Annotated in this window: 13 protein-coding genes; 12 read left to right on the top strand and 1 reads right to left on the bottom strand. The window is 72.5% G+C overall.

Annotated elements, in window-relative coordinates; translation table 11 throughout:
• The first annotated feature begins 17 nt into the window (after nucleotides 1-17).
• The 11 genes from ACPPVO_RS48965 to aroB all read left to right on the top strand — a co-directional run bounded on the left by ACPPVO_RS48965 (nucleotide 18) and on the right by aroB (nucleotide 13,237).
• On the top strand, nucleotides 18-1,463 hold the full coding sequence (locus ACPPVO_RS48965; protein ID WP_426505918.1) for a replication-associated recombination protein A: 1,446 nt from the start codon (nucleotides 18-20) through the stop codon (nucleotides 1,461-1,463).
• Nucleotides 1,460-4,084: a hypothetical protein gene (locus tag ACPPVO_RS48960; RefSeq protein ID WP_426505916.1), complete on the top strand. Its 2,625-nt coding sequence runs from the start codon at nucleotides 1,460-1,462 to the stop codon at nucleotides 4,082-4,084. Before ACPPVO_RS48965 ends, ACPPVO_RS48960 begins: the two co-directional genes overlap by 4 nt.
• A 133-nt stretch (nucleotides 4,085-4,217) precedes the next feature.
• Nucleotides 4,218-4,664 (top strand): DUF948 domain-containing protein, encoded by a 447-nt coding sequence (locus ACPPVO_RS48955; RefSeq protein WP_426514830.1) that lies wholly within the window; start codon nucleotides 4,218-4,220, stop codon nucleotides 4,662-4,664.
• A gap of 46 nt (nucleotides 4,665-4,710) precedes the next feature.
• Nucleotides 4,711-4,977, top strand: coding sequence for a hypothetical protein (locus tag ACPPVO_RS48950; protein WP_426505915.1), 267 nt, complete (start codon nucleotides 4,711-4,713; stop codon nucleotides 4,975-4,977).
• Nucleotides 4,974-7,634, top strand: coding sequence for an alanine--tRNA ligase (gene alaS / locus ACPPVO_RS48945; RefSeq protein ID WP_426505914.1), 2,661 nt, complete (start codon nucleotides 4,974-4,976; stop codon nucleotides 7,632-7,634). Before ACPPVO_RS48950 ends, alaS begins: the two co-directional genes overlap by 4 nt.
• Nucleotides 7,635-7,905: 271 nt before the next feature.
• Entirely contained in the window at nucleotides 7,906-8,373 is a 468-nt protein-coding gene (gene ruvX, locus ACPPVO_RS48940; protein ID WP_360375653.1) for a Holliday junction resolvase RuvX, read from the top strand.
• Between the two features lie 22 nt (nucleotides 8,374-8,395).
• Complete coding sequence (mltG, locus tag ACPPVO_RS48935; RefSeq protein ID WP_426505912.1) at nucleotides 8,396-9,586, top strand: endolytic transglycosylase MltG; 1,191 nt, start codon at nucleotides 8,396-8,398, stop codon at nucleotides 9,584-9,586.
• On the top strand, nucleotides 9,587-10,372 hold the full coding sequence (locus ACPPVO_RS48930) for a shikimate dehydrogenase (protein WP_426505910.1): 786 nt from the start codon (nucleotides 9,587-9,589) through the stop codon (nucleotides 10,370-10,372). It begins immediately after the preceding gene.
• A gap of 137 nt (nucleotides 10,373-10,509) precedes the next feature.
• Nucleotides 10,510-11,688 carry a chorismate synthase gene (gene aroC, locus ACPPVO_RS48925; RefSeq protein ID WP_360375647.1) on the top strand — a complete coding sequence of 393 codons (1,179 nt, stop codon included), beginning with the start codon at nucleotides 10,510-10,512 and terminating at the stop codon, nucleotides 11,686-11,688.
• Nucleotides 11,685-12,182 carry a shikimate kinase gene (locus tag ACPPVO_RS48920; RefSeq protein WP_426505908.1) on the top strand — a complete coding sequence of 166 codons (498 nt, stop codon included), beginning with the start codon at nucleotides 11,685-11,687 and terminating at the stop codon, nucleotides 12,180-12,182. Before aroC ends, ACPPVO_RS48920 begins: the two co-directional genes overlap by 4 nt.
• On the top strand, nucleotides 12,179-13,237 hold the full coding sequence (gene aroB, locus ACPPVO_RS48915; RefSeq protein ID WP_426505906.1) for a 3-dehydroquinate synthase: 1,059 nt from the start codon (nucleotides 12,179-12,181) through the stop codon (nucleotides 13,235-13,237). Before ACPPVO_RS48920 ends, aroB begins: the two co-directional genes overlap by 4 nt.
• A 347-nt stretch (nucleotides 13,238-13,584) precedes the next feature.
• Here the strand turns inward: aroB and mptB are convergent, their stop codons facing one another.
• Nucleotides 13,585-14,937: a polyprenol phosphomannose-dependent alpha 1,6 mannosyltransferase MptB gene (gene mptB, locus ACPPVO_RS48910; RefSeq protein ID WP_426505904.1), complete on the bottom strand. Its 1,353-nt coding sequence runs from the start codon at nucleotides 14,935-14,937 to the stop codon at nucleotides 13,585-13,587.
• 192 nt (nucleotides 14,938-15,129) lie between these two features.
• On the opposite strand from mptB, the gene efp reads away from it, so the two are divergent.
• Nucleotides 15,130-15,687 carry an elongation factor P gene (gene efp / locus ACPPVO_RS48905; RefSeq protein WP_360375639.1) on the top strand — a complete coding sequence of 186 codons (558 nt, stop codon included), beginning with the start codon at nucleotides 15,130-15,132 and terminating at the stop codon, nucleotides 15,685-15,687.
• Nucleotides 15,688-15,795: the final 108 nt, after the last annotated feature.

Raw genomic sequence — 15,795 nt, 5'->3', positions numbered from 1 at the left:
CTGTAGGGTCTGGGGCCGTGGACGGCTTGTTTGAGGTTGCGTCATCCGGTGACGGTCCGGTCTCCCCCGGTGGGGACCAGGCCGTCACCGGCGGTTTCACCGACGTGGCGGCCGACGCGCCGCTCGCGGTCCGGATGCGCCCGGCCGGCCTGGACGAGCTCGTCGGCCAGCAGCACCTGCTGGCCCCCGGCGCGCCGCTGCGCCAGCTCGTCGGCGGCGCCTCGCCGATGTCGGTGATCCTCTGGGGGCCGCCCGGCTCCGGCAAGACCACCATCGCCCACCTCGTCGCCGGCGCCACCGACCGGCGCTTCATCGCGCTCTCCGCGCTCTCGGCCGGCGTCAAGGACGTGCGCGCGGTCATCGACACCGCCCGCAAAGAGCGTCGCCGCGGCGGCCCGCCCACCGTGCTGTTCATCGACGAGGTGCACCGCTTCAGCAAGACCCAGCAGGACTCGCTGCTGGCCGCGGTCGAGGACCGCACCGTGACGCTGCTCGCGGCCACCACCGAGAACCCGTACTTCTCCGTCATCTCCCCGCTGCTGTCCCGCTGCGTGCTGCTGACCCTCCAGCCGCTCACCGACGACGACGTGCGCACCCTCCTGCGGCGCGCGGTCACCGACGCCCGCGGGCTGGACGGCGCCGTCACGCTCGACGACGACGCGGAGGCTCATCTGGTACGGCTGGCGCGCGGTGACGTCCGTAAGGCGCTCACGGCCCTCGAGGCGGCCGCGGGGGCGGCGCTCGCGCAGGGCCTGGCCACCGTTGACCTCCCGACCGCCGAGAAGGCCGTCGACGTGGCCGCGCTGCGCTACGACCGCGACGGCGACGAGCACTACGACGTGGTGAGTGCCTTCATCAAGAGCATCCGCGGCTCCGACGTCGACGCGGCCCTGCACTACCTGGCCCGCATGATCACCGCGGGCGAGGACGCCCGGTTCATCGCCCGGCGCATGGTGATCTCGGCCAGTGAGGACATCGGCATGGCCGACCCGACCGCGCTGCCGATCGCGACCGCGGCCGCGCACGCCGTGGAGTACGTCGGATTGCCCGAGGTCCAGATCGTCCTGGCCCAGGCGGTGATCCATCTCGCGCTGGCGCCGAAGTCCAACGCGGTCGTCGCCGCCATCGGGGCGGCCATGGCCGACGTGCGCTCCGGACACGGCGGTACAGTTCCCGCGCATTTACGCGATTCGCACTACAAGGGTGCGAGTCGGGTCGGGCACGGGCAGGGGTACAAATACCCTCACGACGACCCGCGCGGCGTGGTCCAGCAGGAGTACGCCCCGGAGGGGATTCGCGACCGGGAGTACTACCGCCCGACGGGCCATGGCGCCGAGCGCGCGGTGGCGGAACGATTGCCGAAACTGCGGCGTATCGTGCGGGGGGCCGGAGCTTCCGGGGGCTCCGGGGCGGGTGACGCTCCGGAGTCGAACAGCAGCAGCATGGAGGAGCGACACCGGTGAGTTCGGGTCGAGACGAGGCCAAGAAGCGGCGTGGCCGCGGCAAGGCCGATCCAGGCTCGAGCGACGACGAACTGGGCTGGCTCGCCGAGCTGCGCAGCGCCGGCAACGACCGCGCCGACGAGTTCGGCGCCGCCGGCCCGGCCGACGTGCTCGATGGGGTGAGCCCGCGGCGCGGGGTGCCGCCCCAGTCCCGGGGCGACGTCAACCCGCCGGTCGCCGAGCCGCCTTCGCGGTCGCGTCCGGACGCCCAGCCCCCCGCCGCGCCGGTCGCGGGGCCGGCCGGTCGTTCGGGTGCGCGTTCGTCGCGGTCGCGCTCGGATGCGCCGCCGCCGGTCGCGGAGCCTCCGGGTCGCCCGGGGGGCCGGTCCCGCGCTGACGGCCCGCCGCCCATGGCCGAGCCGACGCAGTCCTGGCGGGCCCCCGCCGTCCCGGAGCCGACCCAGGCCTGGCGGGCCCCGCGGGAAACGCCGCCGGGCCCCGCCGCGGAGGCGATGCCGACCTGGCGCCCGCCGCGGGACGTCCTGCGCGAGTCCGGCGACAACCCGCCGCCGGCCCCGACCAACCCGCAGGCGAGCCCGGACGCGACGCAGGCCTGGCGCGTGCCGCGCGGGCCGGCTCGCGAGTCGACGTCCGGCAACCGTCCGGCGACCCCGCCCGACCCGCGCCGTGAGTCCACTTCGGGTGCGCGGCCGGCGAATCCGTCGGAGCCGTGGCGAGAGCCGCCCTCGGATCCGCGCCGCGAGTCCACGTCGGGTGCGCGGCCCGCCAATCCCTCGGATCCGCGCCGCGAGTCGACATCGGGCGCACGCCCAGCCAATCCGTCGGATCCGCGCCGTGAGTCGCCGCCCGGCTCGCGGCCGGCGAACCCGTCCGAGCCGTGGCGGGAGTCCACCATGGACAGCCACGCGGCCGAGGAGTCGCGGGCCGCGGCGGGCCGGGGTGGGCACGAGGCCGATCCGCGGCGGGAGTCGAAGTCGCAGGGCCGGCGCACCGCGCGCGAGATGGCCGCGGCCTGGGAGGCCACCGCGGCCGCCACGCTGGCGCCGTCGGGGTCCGCGCCTCCGGCCGCCCCGCCGGCGGGTGGTCGCCGGCGCGCGCCCGAGGCCGAGCAGGAGCCGCCGAACGCCGGGCGGAAGGCCGCGCACGCGCTGCCCGAGCCCCGCCGCGGCGAGACCGAACCCCCCGACTCGCGGCGCCCGTCCGGGCCGGGCGGCGGCGGTCGCCGTCACGCGGCCGAGCCCGACGAACCGGCCGCCTTCCACCCCGGGCCGCCGGCCGACCCGCGCGCCCCCGACCCGCGAACCGGCGATGTCCGCGGAGGCAGCCAGCGGACCGGCGGCGATCCGCGTACCGGCGACGTTCGCGGTGGCGGACCACGCACGGGTGATGTGCGCGGCGGCGATCCGCGGGCTGGAGGCGACCCGCGCAACGGTGACGTACGTGGTGGCGACCCCCGTAGCGGCGATGTCCGCGGCGGTGACCCGCGTACGGCCGACGCGCGTTCCGGCATGCCCGCCGAGGCCCCCAACCGACGTGGACCGGGCGGCCCCGGCGGCCGTGACGGTCAGGGTGGCCGTGACGGTCAGGGTGGCCGCGACGGTCAGGGCGGCCGTGATGGTCAGGGCGGCCGTGATGGTCAGGGCGGGCGCGATGGTCAAGGCGGGCGTGGACCCGGCCAGGGCGGCCCCGGTGGCCAGGGCGGCCCCGGTGGCCAGGGCAGCGGACGCGGCCCGGGCCAGCGCGGCCCGAACCACGGCGGCCGCGGACCGGGCCAGGGTGGCGGCGGCCCCGCCGGACCGGGCCCGTTCGGCAACGGGCGCGCCCCCGGCGGCCGGTTCCAGGGCGAGGGCCCCCCGCCCAAGCCCTTCGTCGATCTCGCGCGCTTCGACACGAACCCGGTGACGTACCGGGGCACGGCCAGCTCGCCCTCGGCCTTCGACTGGGAGTCCACGACGCAGATCGCGCCGTTCGGGCTGCTCCAGCACGCTCAGGTGAAGCGGGTTCGGCAGCTGCGGTACGCCACGATCATTTTTCTCGTGCTCGCCATCGTCAGCGCCCCGGCCGCGTTCTTCGTGATCCGGGAGCTCTCGCGCGACCCCGTGTTCGCCGAGCTCGACGACCTCGACCTGCCCGAGTGGGCCGCGCGGAACCCGACCGACGGCGCCGTCGGCAGCCGGTGGTGCATCGACGAGTGCCGGTCGCGCCAGCGCACCTGGGAGTCCGCGCGCGGGCCCGAGGAGACCAACCGGGCCTTCGTCGGCAAGCTGCGCGACGCCGGCTGGGTCGAGTGGAGCATCCCGGACTGCCAGGCCGACGGCGTCGACGGCATCGAGACGTGCTGGCAGCGCGACGAGTACGTGCTCGACCTGTGGGTCCGCGCGGCCGTGTGCGACGTGAAGGGCGCCCGCCCGACCATCAGCCCGGCCCCGGCCTCGACCGGCGGCGCGAAGACCCCGACGGCCAAGCCGGCGGCGTCGAAGCCGCCCGCGTCCGAGCCGCCCGCGGAGGGCGACAGCCCGGGCGCGGGCCCGACGGCGATCTGCCCACTGGCAGTGACAACGATCAAGGTGTTCAACCGCATCAGCTATGACCCGGGCGGCGGCGGACCACCGGGACCGTGAACGCCTTGCGCGAATGCGCACACAACTGCGCCGGTCGAAGCGCGGCAATGCCTCACGGAGGGTAGGGTTCCTCCGTTGGAATCACCCATTCATGCGGGTTGAGTCATGAGGGCTGAAGGAGGACGGCGTGACCGTGTCCCTGGGCGGAATCGCGGCGCTCGTAGCGTCGGGTGGATTCTTCGTGCTCGTGCTTGTGCTCGCGGTGCCGATCCTGCGAGCTCGCCACACAATCGACGCGGCCACCGGCGCCCTGCGCGACGCCGCCAATCAGACCACGCCCATGCTGGAGCGGGTCAACACCACCATCGACAATGTGAACACCGCGCTGACGCAGGTGCACACCACGCTCGACGGGGTCAACATGCAGCTCGCCCGGATCGACACGATCACCGAAAACGTGTCGCACGTGAGCGCGAACGTTGCGAACCTGTCAACGGTGGTCAGTGCCGCCGCGGCCAACCCGCTGGTGAAGGTCGCCGCGTTCGGTTACGGCGTGCGCAAGGCCGCCGCCAACCGTCGCAACGCCGCGGACGAGGCCGAGGTCCGCGAGCAGGTCAAGCAGCGGCGCCGGCGCGGCTGAGCAAGCACCGAAGGTACAACCAACACAACAAGGGAAGGGTTGAGCCATGCGGCGTCTGCTGTGGCTCGGTATCGGACTCGCCGTCGGGGCACTGGTGGTCCGGGCGGTCACCAAGAAGGTGAACGCCTTCAGCCCGCAGGGGATCGCGGCCTCGGCGCGCGACTCCGCGACGGGGATCGCCGCCGGAGTGCGCAACTTCGTCGACGACGTGCGCGACGGCATGGCCGAGCGCGAGGCCGAGATCCATGCCGCCTTCGCCGAAGGCCTGCCCCTGGACGAGGATCTTTACCCGGAAGGCCCGCAGTACCGATGAGAACCGCCGAGATCAAGCGACGTTTCCTGGCCCACTTCGAGGCCAACGGGCACACGGTGGTGCCCTCCGCCCCGCTGCCGGCGATCGCGGACCCCAACCTGCTGTTCATCAACGCGGGCATGGTCCAGTTCGTGCCGTTCTTCCTCGGCCAGCGCACCCCGCCCTACTCGCGGGCCACGAGCGTGCAGAAGTGCATCCGCACGCCCGACATCGAAGAGGTCGGCAAGACCAGCCGGCACGGCACGTTCTTCCAGATGAACGGCAACTTCAGTTTCGGCGACTACTTCAAGGAAGGCGCCATCAAGCTGGCCTGGGAGCTGTCCACGAACTCCGTCGCGGACGGCGGGTTCGGGCTGGACCCCGAGCGCATCTGGGCGACCGTGTACCTCGACGACGACGAGGCCATCGACATCTGGAGGCGCACCGGCCTGCCGGCCGACCGCATCGTGCGGCGCGGCAAGAAGGACAACTTCTGGTCGATGGGCATCCCGGGCCCGGCCGGACCCTGCTCGGAGCTGTACTACGACCGCGGCGACGCCTACGGCAAGTCCGGCGGCCCGGAGGTCGACGAGGACCGGTACCTGGAGTACTGGAACCTCGTCTTCATGCAGCACGAGATCGCCAACGTGAAGTCGAAGGAGACCTTCGACATCGTCGGTGACCTGCCGAAGAAGAACATCGACACCGGCATGGGCCTGGAGCGCATCGCCTCGATGCTGCAGGGCGTCGACAACCTGTACGAGATCGACGAGGTCCGGCCGATCCTGGCCAAGGCCGCCGAGCTGACCGGGAAGCGCTACGGCCAGGCCGTGTCCCACGTCGCCGCCGAGAGCCACCCCGACGACGTACGCCTGCGCGTCATCGCCGACCACGTGCGCACCGCGCTGATGGTCATCTCCGACGGCGTGATCCCGAGCAACGAGGGCCGCGGCTACGTGCTGCGCCGCATCCTGCGCCGCGCGATCCGCTCGATGCGCCTGCTCGGCTGGCAGGAGGGCCCGGCGCTGCCGCTGCTGCTGCCGATCGCCCGCGACTGCATGGCCCCGTCCTACCCCGAGGTCGCCGCGGAGTACGACCGGATCTCGCAGTACGCGTACGGCGAGGAGGAGCGCTTCCTGCAGACCCTCAACGCCGGCACCACGATCCTCGACCTGGCCGTGACCGAAACCAAGGCGACGGGCGGCCGCCTGCTGGCCGGCGACAAGGCCTTCCAGCTGCACGACACCTACGGCTTCCCGATCGACCTGACCCTGGAGATCGCGGCCGAGCAGGGCCTGAGCGTCGACGAGGACGGCTTCCGCCGGCTCATGGCCGAGCAGAAGGCCAACGCCAAGGCCGACGCCCAGGCGCGCAAGACCGGCCACGCCGACCTGTCGGTGTACCGCGCCGCGCTGGAGGAGGGCGGCCCGGTCGAGTTCACCGGGTACCGCGAGATCACCCGCGAGTCCCGGGTCCGCTCGCTGCTCGGGGCCAAGGTCGCGGGGGAGGGCGAGGAGGTCTCGCTGGTCCTCGACGCGACCCCGTTCTACGCCGAGAGCGGCGGCCAGCTTGCCGACTCCGGCTTCATCACGCTCGGCGGCGGCAAGGTCGAGGTGCTCGACGTACAGTCGCCGCTGCCCGGTCTCATCGTGCACCGCGCGCGCGTGGTGGCCGGCGAGGTCCACCCCGGCGAGACCGCGTTCGCCGAGATCGACGTCGACCGGCGCCGGGCGGTCTCGCGCGCCCACACCGCGACGCACCTGATCCACCAGACGATGCGCAACTTCCTCGGCGAGTCGGCGACCCAGGCTGGCTCGCTCAACGCCCCGGGCCGGCTGCGCTTCGACTTCAACACGCCCTCGGCGGTCCCGGCGAGCGTGCTGCACGACGTGGAGCAGCAGGTCAACGAGGTACTCCTGCGCGACCTGCTCGTGCACGCGTTCGTCACCTCGCAGGAGGAGGCGCGCAAGATCGGCGCCATGGCGCTGTTCGGCGAGAAGTACGGCGACGAGGTCCGCGTCGTCGAGGTCGGCGACTACGCCCGCGAGCTGTGCGGCGGTACCCACGTCGAGCGCTCCTCGCAGCTCGGCCTGGTCAAGATCCTGTCGGAGGCGTCGGTCGGCTCGGGCGTGCGCCGCGTCGAGGCCCTCGTCGGCCTGGACGCGTTCAGCCACCTGGCCCGCGAGCACGTGCTCGTGTCCCGGCTGGCCGAGCTCTTCCGCGTGCCGGGCGACCAGGTCGCCGACCGCGTCGAGCAGACGGTCGCCCAGCTGCGCGACGCCGAGCGCGAGCTGGAGAAGCTGCGCACCCAGGTCGTCCTGGCCGGCGCGGGCGCGCTGGCCGAGGCCGCCCGCGACGTGCGCGGCGTCGCCTTCGTCGGCACCGAGGCGCCGGAGGGCACCTCGGCCAACGAGGTGCGCACGCTGGTGCAGGAGATCCGCGGCCGCATCCCGGCCGACCGCCCGGCGGTGGTCGCCGTGACGTCCCGCGCGGGCGGCAAGGCGTCGCTGGTCGTGGGCGTCAACGCGGCCGGCAAGGGCCGCGGCCTCAAGGCGGGCGACCTGGTCAAGGGCGCCCTGTCCGGCCGCGGCGGCGGCAACGCCGACCTGGCCCAGGGCGGCGGCGTGCCGGCCGCCGAGGCGCCGAACCTGCTGACCGCGGTGGAAAAGGCCCTGTAGCAGCGCTGATTGTTCGACTGGGCGGTCCCGGAAGGGGCCGCCCGGTTCGTTTCCGCGCGACGTGCCGATTTCCCCAAGTCGGAAATAACGGACTCGTCACCCGAGTGGGGTACAGGGTTCGCATCCGGCGTGTCGGAGGGTGACGCGGTGCGCACAGGCCGGAAAACCCCGGCGGGACAACGGTTCAAGGCCGCCTTAAGTCTTGCCTTGGCGGACCCCGGACGGGCCGCGGGTGGCGCGCGGAAGTGCGCGAAACGGTTATCGTGCGCGTGTGGAGCAGTGGACCCGGGGACGACGCCTCGGCATCGACGTGGGGTCGGTGCGCGTCGGCGTGGCCGTGTGTGACCCGGACGGCATCCTCGCCAGCCCAGTGGCCACCGTCGCGCGCGACCAGAAGACCGAGCCGGACACCGTACCGTCCGACATTTCGGAAATTCTCGGTTACGCCGCCGAGTACGAGGCGGTCGAGCTCGTCGTCGGCCTGCCGATCAACCTGGCCGGCCGCGAAGGGCCGGCGGCGACTCTGATCAGGCAGTACGCGGACCGGCTGGCCACGGCGGCCGCTCCGGTGCCCGTCGTGCTGACGGACGAGAGGATGTCCACCGTGACGGCAGCACGTAGGCTGTCGGAGCGCGGCGTCCGAGGCAGGCGCCAGCGCGCGGTGGTCGATCAAGCGGCTGCGGTGGAGATCCTGCAGGGTTGGCTCGATGCCAGACGTGCCGGAATCGTTCGTGGCTGAGCGCCCAGGAGGCAGAGTGCAGATGAACGAGCTGGATCTGGCGTGGGAGGACGAGGAGCGGCCGCGTCACCGGCACCGCTCCAACTCCGCCCCGGCCAAGAAACGCAAGAAGGGCCGCGGCGGCAAGACCTTCCTCGCCTTCTTCATCAGCCTGCTGGTCGTGGGTGGCCTCGCCCTCGGCGCGTACGTCGGGATCGACAAGGTCAAGGGCATGTTCAGCGCCCCCGATTACAACGGCGGCGGCACCGGCGAGGTGACGGTCGAGATCATCTCCGGTCAGCTCGCCGCGGACATCGGCACCACCCTGCAGGAGAAGGGCGTCGTCAAGAGCGCCAAGGCGTTCATCGAGGCGGCCAAGAAGGACGAGCGCAGCCGCAAGCTGCAGCCGGGCTTCTACAACCTGCGCAAGGAGATGAAGGCCTCGGCCGCCCTCACGCTGCTGCTCGACCCGCGCAGCCGCCTGGTCAACAAGGTGACCCTGCCCGAGGGCCTGACCTGGCAGGACACGTTCAAGAAGCTCTCCGAGGTCACGAAGATCCCCTACGCGGACTTCGAGAACGCCGCCAAGGACCCGAAGGCGCTCGGCGTCGGCGACGTCTGGTACACGCGGCAGGACAAGAAGGAGCGCGACCCGGGCATCGAGGGCTTCCTCTTCCCGGCGACCTACGACCTCCCGCCGAACGTCGACGCGACGGCCATCCTGAAGCTCATCGTGGCGCGGTTCAACCAGGAGGTCGAGAAGATCGGCTTCATCGACACGGTGCAGAGCTCGCTGCACATCTCGCCGTTCGAGGCGCTCGTCGCGTCGTCGATCGCGCAGGTCGAGGGGCTCGACAAGGACCAGGCCGGCATCGTGCGGGTGCTGTACAACCGCGTCTACAGCGGCAAGTTCCCCTGCAACTGCCTGCAGGTCGACAGCACGGTCAACTACTACCTGCGCATCACGCACCAGGGCGCCAAGCCCTCGACCGAGCTGCTCAACAGCGAGATCCACAACAAGAACAACCCGTACAACACGCACGACTTCCCCGGCATGCCGCGCGGCCCGATCAGCAACCCGGGCACCAGCGCGCTGAGCGCGGCCATGAACCCGCCGAAGTCCGACTACTACTACTTCCTGGCCATCGACACCCAGGGCAACACCGCGTACGCCAAGACGTACTCGGAGTTCCAGAGCCTCTGGACCCAGGCGCAGAAGAACGGCGTCAAGTAGGTGCGCGCCGCGGTGCTCGGCAAGCCGGTGGGCCACTCGCGCTCACCGGCGATCCACAATGCCGGCTACCTCGCGGCGGGGCTGGGAGATTGGCGGTACACCGCCGTCGAATGCGACGAGGAGAGCCTCCCGGCGCTGGTGGAGGGGCTCGGCCCGGAGTGGGCCGGGCTCTCCCTGACCATGCCGCTCAAGGAGGCCGCGCTCGCGGTCGCGACGTTGGTCGACCCGTTCGCGGCGGCGATCGGCGCCGCGAACACGCTCGTGCGGCGGCCGTACGGCTGGCACGCGTACAACACCGACGCCCCGGGCATGGTCCGCGCCCTGCTCGAGGCCGGCGTGTCCCGCACACCCCGGCTGTCCCTGCTCGGCGCGGGCGGCACGGCGAGAGCGGCGATCGCGGCCGCGGCCGGCCTCGCCGCCGACGTCACCGTGTACACCCGGCGCCCCGAGGCGGCCGACGAGCTGCGCCCGGTGGCGGAGGCCCTCGACGTGGAGCTGACGGCGGCCCCGTGGAGCGCGGCGGCCGAGGCGACGGCGGCCCCGGTCGTGATCTCGACGGTCCCGAAGGGCGCGGCCGACCACCTGGCCATGGCGGACTTCTCGGGCCGCCCGGTCGTGTTCGACGCCATCTACGACCCGTGGCCGACGCCGCTGGCCGCGGCGGCCCAGGACGCGGGGTGCCCGATCGTGTCGGGCCTCGACCTGCTGCTGTGGCAGGCGGTGGACCAGTTCGAGCTCTTCACCTCGACGAAGGCTCCGGTCGCGGCGATGCGGGCCGCGCTTTGACGAAATGCCAGGCGGTGGCCCGCCGCGACATTTCGGATATTTCGTATATGCGCAGTTAAGCCGCGCGGTCGCCATCTGGTGAGATGCGCGCGGCCCAGCGGTCCGTGGGGTAATGCGCGCGTGACAAACTGGCGAGCGTGCTGCGCTGGTTGACTGCTGGGGAATCCCATGGCCCGGCGCTCGTCGCGATCCTCGAGGGCGTGCCCGCCGGAGTTGAGCTGACGAGCGCGTCCGTGGCGGCTGAGCTCGCCCGTCGACGCCTCGGCTACGGCCGCGGCGCCCGGATGAGCTTCGAGCAGGACGTCGTCGAGTTCATCGGCGGTCTCCGGCACGGGCTGACCATCGGCAGCCCGGTCGCGATCCGGGTCGGCAACAGCGAGTGGCCCAAGTGGGAGACGGTCATGGCCGCCGACCCGGTCGACCCCGAGCTGCTCGCCGCCCAGGCCCGCAACGCCCCGCTGACCCGGCCCCGGCCCGGCCACGCCGACCTGGCGGGCATGCAGAAGTACGGCCACACGGACGCCCGCCCGATCCTCGAACGCGCCAGCGCACGGGAGACCGCGGCTCGAGTCGCCGTCGGTACCGTCGCCAAGGCCATCCTGCGTCAGGCGCTCGGCATCGAGATCGTCTCGCACGTCATCGAGCTCGGCTCGGTCGCGGCCAAGCCCGGCCTGCTGCCCACCCCGGACGACTTCGAGCGCATCGACGCCGACCCGCTGCGCTGCCTCGACCCGGACGCGAGCGCCCGCATGGTGGAGGAGGTCGACGCGGCCAAGAAGGACGCCGACACGCTGGGCGGGATCGTGGAGGTCCTGGCGTACGGGGTGCCGCCGGGTCTCGGCAGCCACGTCCAGTGGGACCGCAAGCTCGACGCCCGCCTGGCCACCGCGCTCATGTCGATCCAGGCGATCAAGGGCGTGGAGATCGGCGACGCGTTCACGCAGGCCCGTTCGCGCGGCTCGGTGGCCCACGACGAGATCATCAACACCCCCGACGGCGTCAAGCGCGTCACCGACCGCGCCGGCGGCCTCGAGGGCGGCATGACCACCGGCGAGCCCCTGCGCGTACGCGCCGCGATGAAGCCGATCTCGTCGCTCAACCGCGCCCTGCAGACTGTCGACGTGACCACGGGCGAGCCGGCGACGGCGATCAACCAGCGCTCCGACGTGTGCGCGGTGCCGGCGGCGGCGGTCGTGGCCGAGGCGATGGTGGCGCTGGTGCTGGCCGAGGCGGCCCTGGAGAAGTTCGGCGGCGACTCGGTGCCGGAGATCCGCCGCAACGTGACCGGCTACCTCGACAACCTGGTGATCAGGTGAGCCCCCGCGCCGTGCTCGTGGGAGCGCCCGGGGCCGGGAAGACCACCGTGGGGGAGCTGCTCGCCGAGCGCCTCGGCGTCGACTTCCGCGACGCCGACGCCCTCATCGAGGCCGCGGCCGGCAAGCCCATCCCCGAGATCTTCTTCGACGAGGGCGAGGATCACTTCCGCGCCTTGGAGCGGGCCACCATCGGTACCGCCCTCGAGTCCTTCGACGGCGTCCTGGCCCTCGGCGGCGGCGCGATCCTCGCCGAGGAGACGCGCAAGGCGCTGGCCGGGCACACCGTCGTGTACCTCTCCGTCGAGTTCGCCGACGCCATGTCCCGCGTCGGCCTCGGCGCCGGCCGCCCGCTGCTCGCCCTCAACCCGCGGGCCACGCTCAAGCACCTGCTCGACCAGCGCCGCCCGCTCTACGAGGAGGTGGCGAGCGTGACGGTTCCGACCGACGGCCGCACGCCCGAGGAGATCGCCGAGCACCTGGCGGGTGTCGTATGACGATCGTCGACGTCTCCGGGTACGCCGTGCAGATCGGCCGCGGCGCGACCGACGCCGTCGCCGACCTGGTCAAGGGGGCCAACCAGGTCGCCGTGATCTTCGCCGGCCCGGTGCGCGCGCACGCGGCCCGGGTCGAGGCCGCCCTGACCGCCGCGGGCGCCAAGGTGCTGCCCATCGAGGTCCCCGACGCCGAGGCCGGCAAGGACCTCTCGGTCGCCGCCCGCTGCTGGGACGAGCTCGGCGCGGCCGCGTTCACGCGCACCGACGCGGTCGTCGGCGTCGGCGGCGGCGCGGTCACCGACCTGGCGGGCTTCGTCGCCGCGTGCTGGTTGCGGGGGGTGCGGGTGGTGACGGTACCGACGAGCCTGCTCGGCATGGTGGACGCCGCGGTGGGGGGCAAGACCGGGATCAACACCGCCGCCGGGAAGAATCTCGTGGGCGCGTTCTACCCGCCCACGGGCGTCCTGTGCGACCTCGCCGCGCTCGACACGCTCCCGGCCGACGACCTGCTCGCGGGCCTGGCCGAGGTCGTGAAGTGCGGCTTCATCGCCGACCCGGCCATCCTGGACCTCATCGAGGCCGGCCCGGACGCGGCCCTCGGCCCGCGCGGCCCCGTGCTCGCCGAGCTGATCGAGCGCTCGGTGGCCGTCAAGGCGCGCGTGGTCTCCGCGGACCTCCGCGAAAGCGGCCTGCGCGAGATTCTCAACTACGGCCACACCCTGGGCCACGCGATCGAGCGGCGGGAGCGGTACCGCTGGAAGCACGGCCACGCCATCAGCGTCGGCCTCATCTACGCCGCCGAGCTCGGCCGCCTCTCGGGTCGCCTGGCCCCGGAGGTGGCGGACCGGCACCGCGCGATCCTCTTGCGGCTCGGCCTCCCGGTGTCGTACCCGGCCGATGCCTGGGCGGAGCTCCACGCGGCGATGCGGGTCGACAAGAAGGCCCGCGGCGCGACGCTGCGGTTCGTGGTTCTCGACGGCCTGGCGGTGCCCGGCACTCTGGAGGGTCCGTCCGACGAGCTGCTGAAAGCCGCATACGGGGCAGTGGCCCGGTAAGTGTCCGATAAGTCGGGCGCTCCGCGCCGCGACTTATCGCCCTTATCGCCTGGCGGGGTATAAATCCGACATGTCGGGGTGCGGAGCGCCCGACATGTCGGGAAAGCGGCTTACCGCGCGCTCGGAGCGGCTCCGGCGCGCCAGCAGCGGCGGATTCGGCGTTGCGGAGCGCTCGCACGTCGGGAAGCGCGCACTATGCCGAGGTCGAGCGGCGGGCTCGGGGTTGCGGAGCGCCCGACATGTCGGGCTCCCGCCCGACATGTCGGGAGGGAAGACGTCCGGCCGCCCGGTCGGAGCGGCTATCGCCAGGGCGTCGCGGCGCGTTCGCATGGCGTGAAATGCGCTTTCTACGAGGTCGCGGCCGCGGCCAGAGGCGCTGCGACCGGCGGCCTCATGCGCAGGTACAGCAGCCCCGCCACGGTGCCGACCGTCGCCGCCACCACCGCCTCCGGATACCCCGGCGCCCCCGTCGGCAGCAGGAAGAGCGAGAGCCCCACCGACCCCCAGACCGCCGCCTGCGGAACCCGCCGCAGGCCCGCCGCGAGCGGAACGAACGCCCACAGCAGGTACCACGGATGCACCACCGGCCCGAGCAGGATGATCGAGCTCAGCGCCAGTCCGAGCCCGGCCACCGGGTTCGGGGCCCGCAACAGCGCCCAGCCCGCGAGCAGGCAGCCCACCACTCCCGCCGCGGTGCGGATGATGTCCATCGGCCCCGGCCAGCCCAGCGCGCCCAGCAGCAGCCCCAGGTCGGTGCTGAAGGACAGGCCGTTGCGCACGGTCGTGGGGGTGTGCATCGCGCCGATCCAGCCGGTGCCCAGGCCCGATGCCAGTTGCAGGCCGGCCGCCGACGCGGTCGCGGCGGCTCCGATGCGCAGCCAGGCGCGCGGGGCGATCATGAGGATGGTGAGCAGGGCCAGCGCGGCCGGGGCCTTGATCAGGGCGGCGGCCGTGATGAGGACGGCGCCCAGGGCGGGGTGGTGGCGTACCGCGGCGTAGATGCCCGCCGTCATCAGGCCGACCATTATCGCGTCGTTGTGCATGCCGGCGATCAGGTGCAGCAGGAGCAGCGGGTTGAGCGCGCCGAACCAGATGGCGCGCTGGGGCGGGACGCCGAAGCGCGTTGCGATGCCGGGCAGGCACAGCACGATCATGACCACGCCCGCCAGCGAGATCAGCCGGAAGGCCAGGACGCCCAGCGTCACGTGCGCGCCGGTGACGTTGACCACGGCCGCGGCCGCGCGCAGGAACAGCGGTCCGTAGGGCGCCGGGGTGTTCTGCCAGATCGCCGGCACCTCCGCGGCGAACGGCCCACCCAGATAAGCGGGCCCGTGTTTGTACGCGTCGAGCCCCTCGTGCACCATCGCGCCCTGGGCCAGGTAGCTGTACACGTCCTGGGAGAACATCGGCGGCACGAGCACCAGCGGGCCCGCCCAGCACAGCAGGGTGCGCACGAGGTCGGACGGGCTCTGCTCGTCCAGGGTGCGCCGTAGCCGGAGCCAGGCGCCGCACAGCAGGGCCAGCCCGACGTACGCCCCGGCGATCGCCACGAGTGGGAAGGAGCGGAGCTCGCGGATCACCGGCCAGTGGGCCAGCGGATCGCCGCGCTCGGGAAGAGCCCCGGCCGCCAGACCCCCCAGCGCGATGGCGACGGATCCGGCGAAGCCCAGGGTACGGTTGAGGAGGTCCGGTCTTCCCACCCCGGCACGCTGGCAGAGTCAGGTGTCTCGATGGATAAGGAAAGATGAACACGGACCTCTGAGGCCGGTACACTGCGTCGGGCCCCACCTGCCTTCCCGGTACACTTCACCGGGCCTTTTTCCCGCGTACCGCTCGGGATCAACTCTTCCCGGTCCGCTGGGCCGGCAGTGACGAAAGTGACGTCGAATCACATGGCATCCACGAACGACCTGAAGAACGGCCTGGTGCTCAACCTCGACGGCGACCTGTGGACCGTCGTTGAGTTCCAGCATGTCAAGCCGGGCAAGGGCGGCGCGTTCGTGCGGACCACCCTCAAGAACGTGCTCTCCGGCAAGGTGGTCGACCGCACGTTCAACGCCGGCACCAAGGTCGAGACCGCCACCGTCGACAAGCGCACGATGCAGTACCTGTACGCCGACGGCCCCGACTTCGTGTTCATGGACCTGGACACGTACGACCAGATCACCGTCCCCGGCGGCATCGTCGGCGAGGCGAGCAAGTTCCTGCTCCCCGAGGCCGAGGTCACCGTGGCCACGCACGAGGAGGCGCCGCTCTACGTCGAGCTGCCGACCTCGGTGATCCTCGAGATCACCTACACCGAGCCGGGCCTGCAGGGCGACCGCTCCACCGGCGGTACCAAGCCCGCCACCGTCGAGACCGGCGCGACCGTCAACGTGCCGCTGTTCATCTCGACCGGCGAGAAGATCAAGGTCGACACCCGCGACAGCCGTTACCTGGGCCGGGCGTGACCGGTCCGGAGCGCAGCGCAGGGGCCGGGCACCATGAGCACAGTCCCCTGTCGCGGCGCCGGAGCGAAGCGGAGGCGGCGTGACAAGTTCCAAGGACTCGTTTCTGGG

The sequence above is a fragment of the Dactylosporangium sp. McL0621 genome (genome assembly GCF_049995355.1).
Taxonomy (GTDB): domain Bacteria; phylum Actinomycetota; class Actinomycetes; order Mycobacteriales; family Micromonosporaceae; genus Dactylosporangium.
Note: the sequence above shows the minus strand (reverse complement) of the source record. Positions and strands in the feature narration are given on the sequence as shown.

Excerpts from the sequence above, each read along its gene's own strand:
- ACPPVO_RS48950 (WP_426505915.1), top strand. The coding sequence starts at position 4,711 with ATGCGGCGTCTGCTGTGGCTCGGTATCGGACTCGCCGTCGGGGCACTG.
- alaS (WP_426505914.1), top strand. The coding sequence starts at position 4,974 with ATGAGAACCGCCGAGATCAAGCGACGTTTCCTGGCCCACTTCGAGGCC.
- mltG (WP_426505912.1), top strand. The coding sequence starts at position 8,396 with ATGAACGAGCTGGATCTGGCGTGGGAGGACGAGGAGCGGCCGCGTCAC.
- aroB (WP_426505906.1), top strand. The coding sequence starts at position 12,179 with ATGACGATCGTCGACGTCTCCGGGTACGCCGTGCAGATCGGCCGCGGC.
- efp (WP_360375639.1), top strand. The coding sequence starts at position 15,130 with ATGGCATCCACGAACGACCTGAAGAACGGCCTGGTGCTCAACCTCGAC.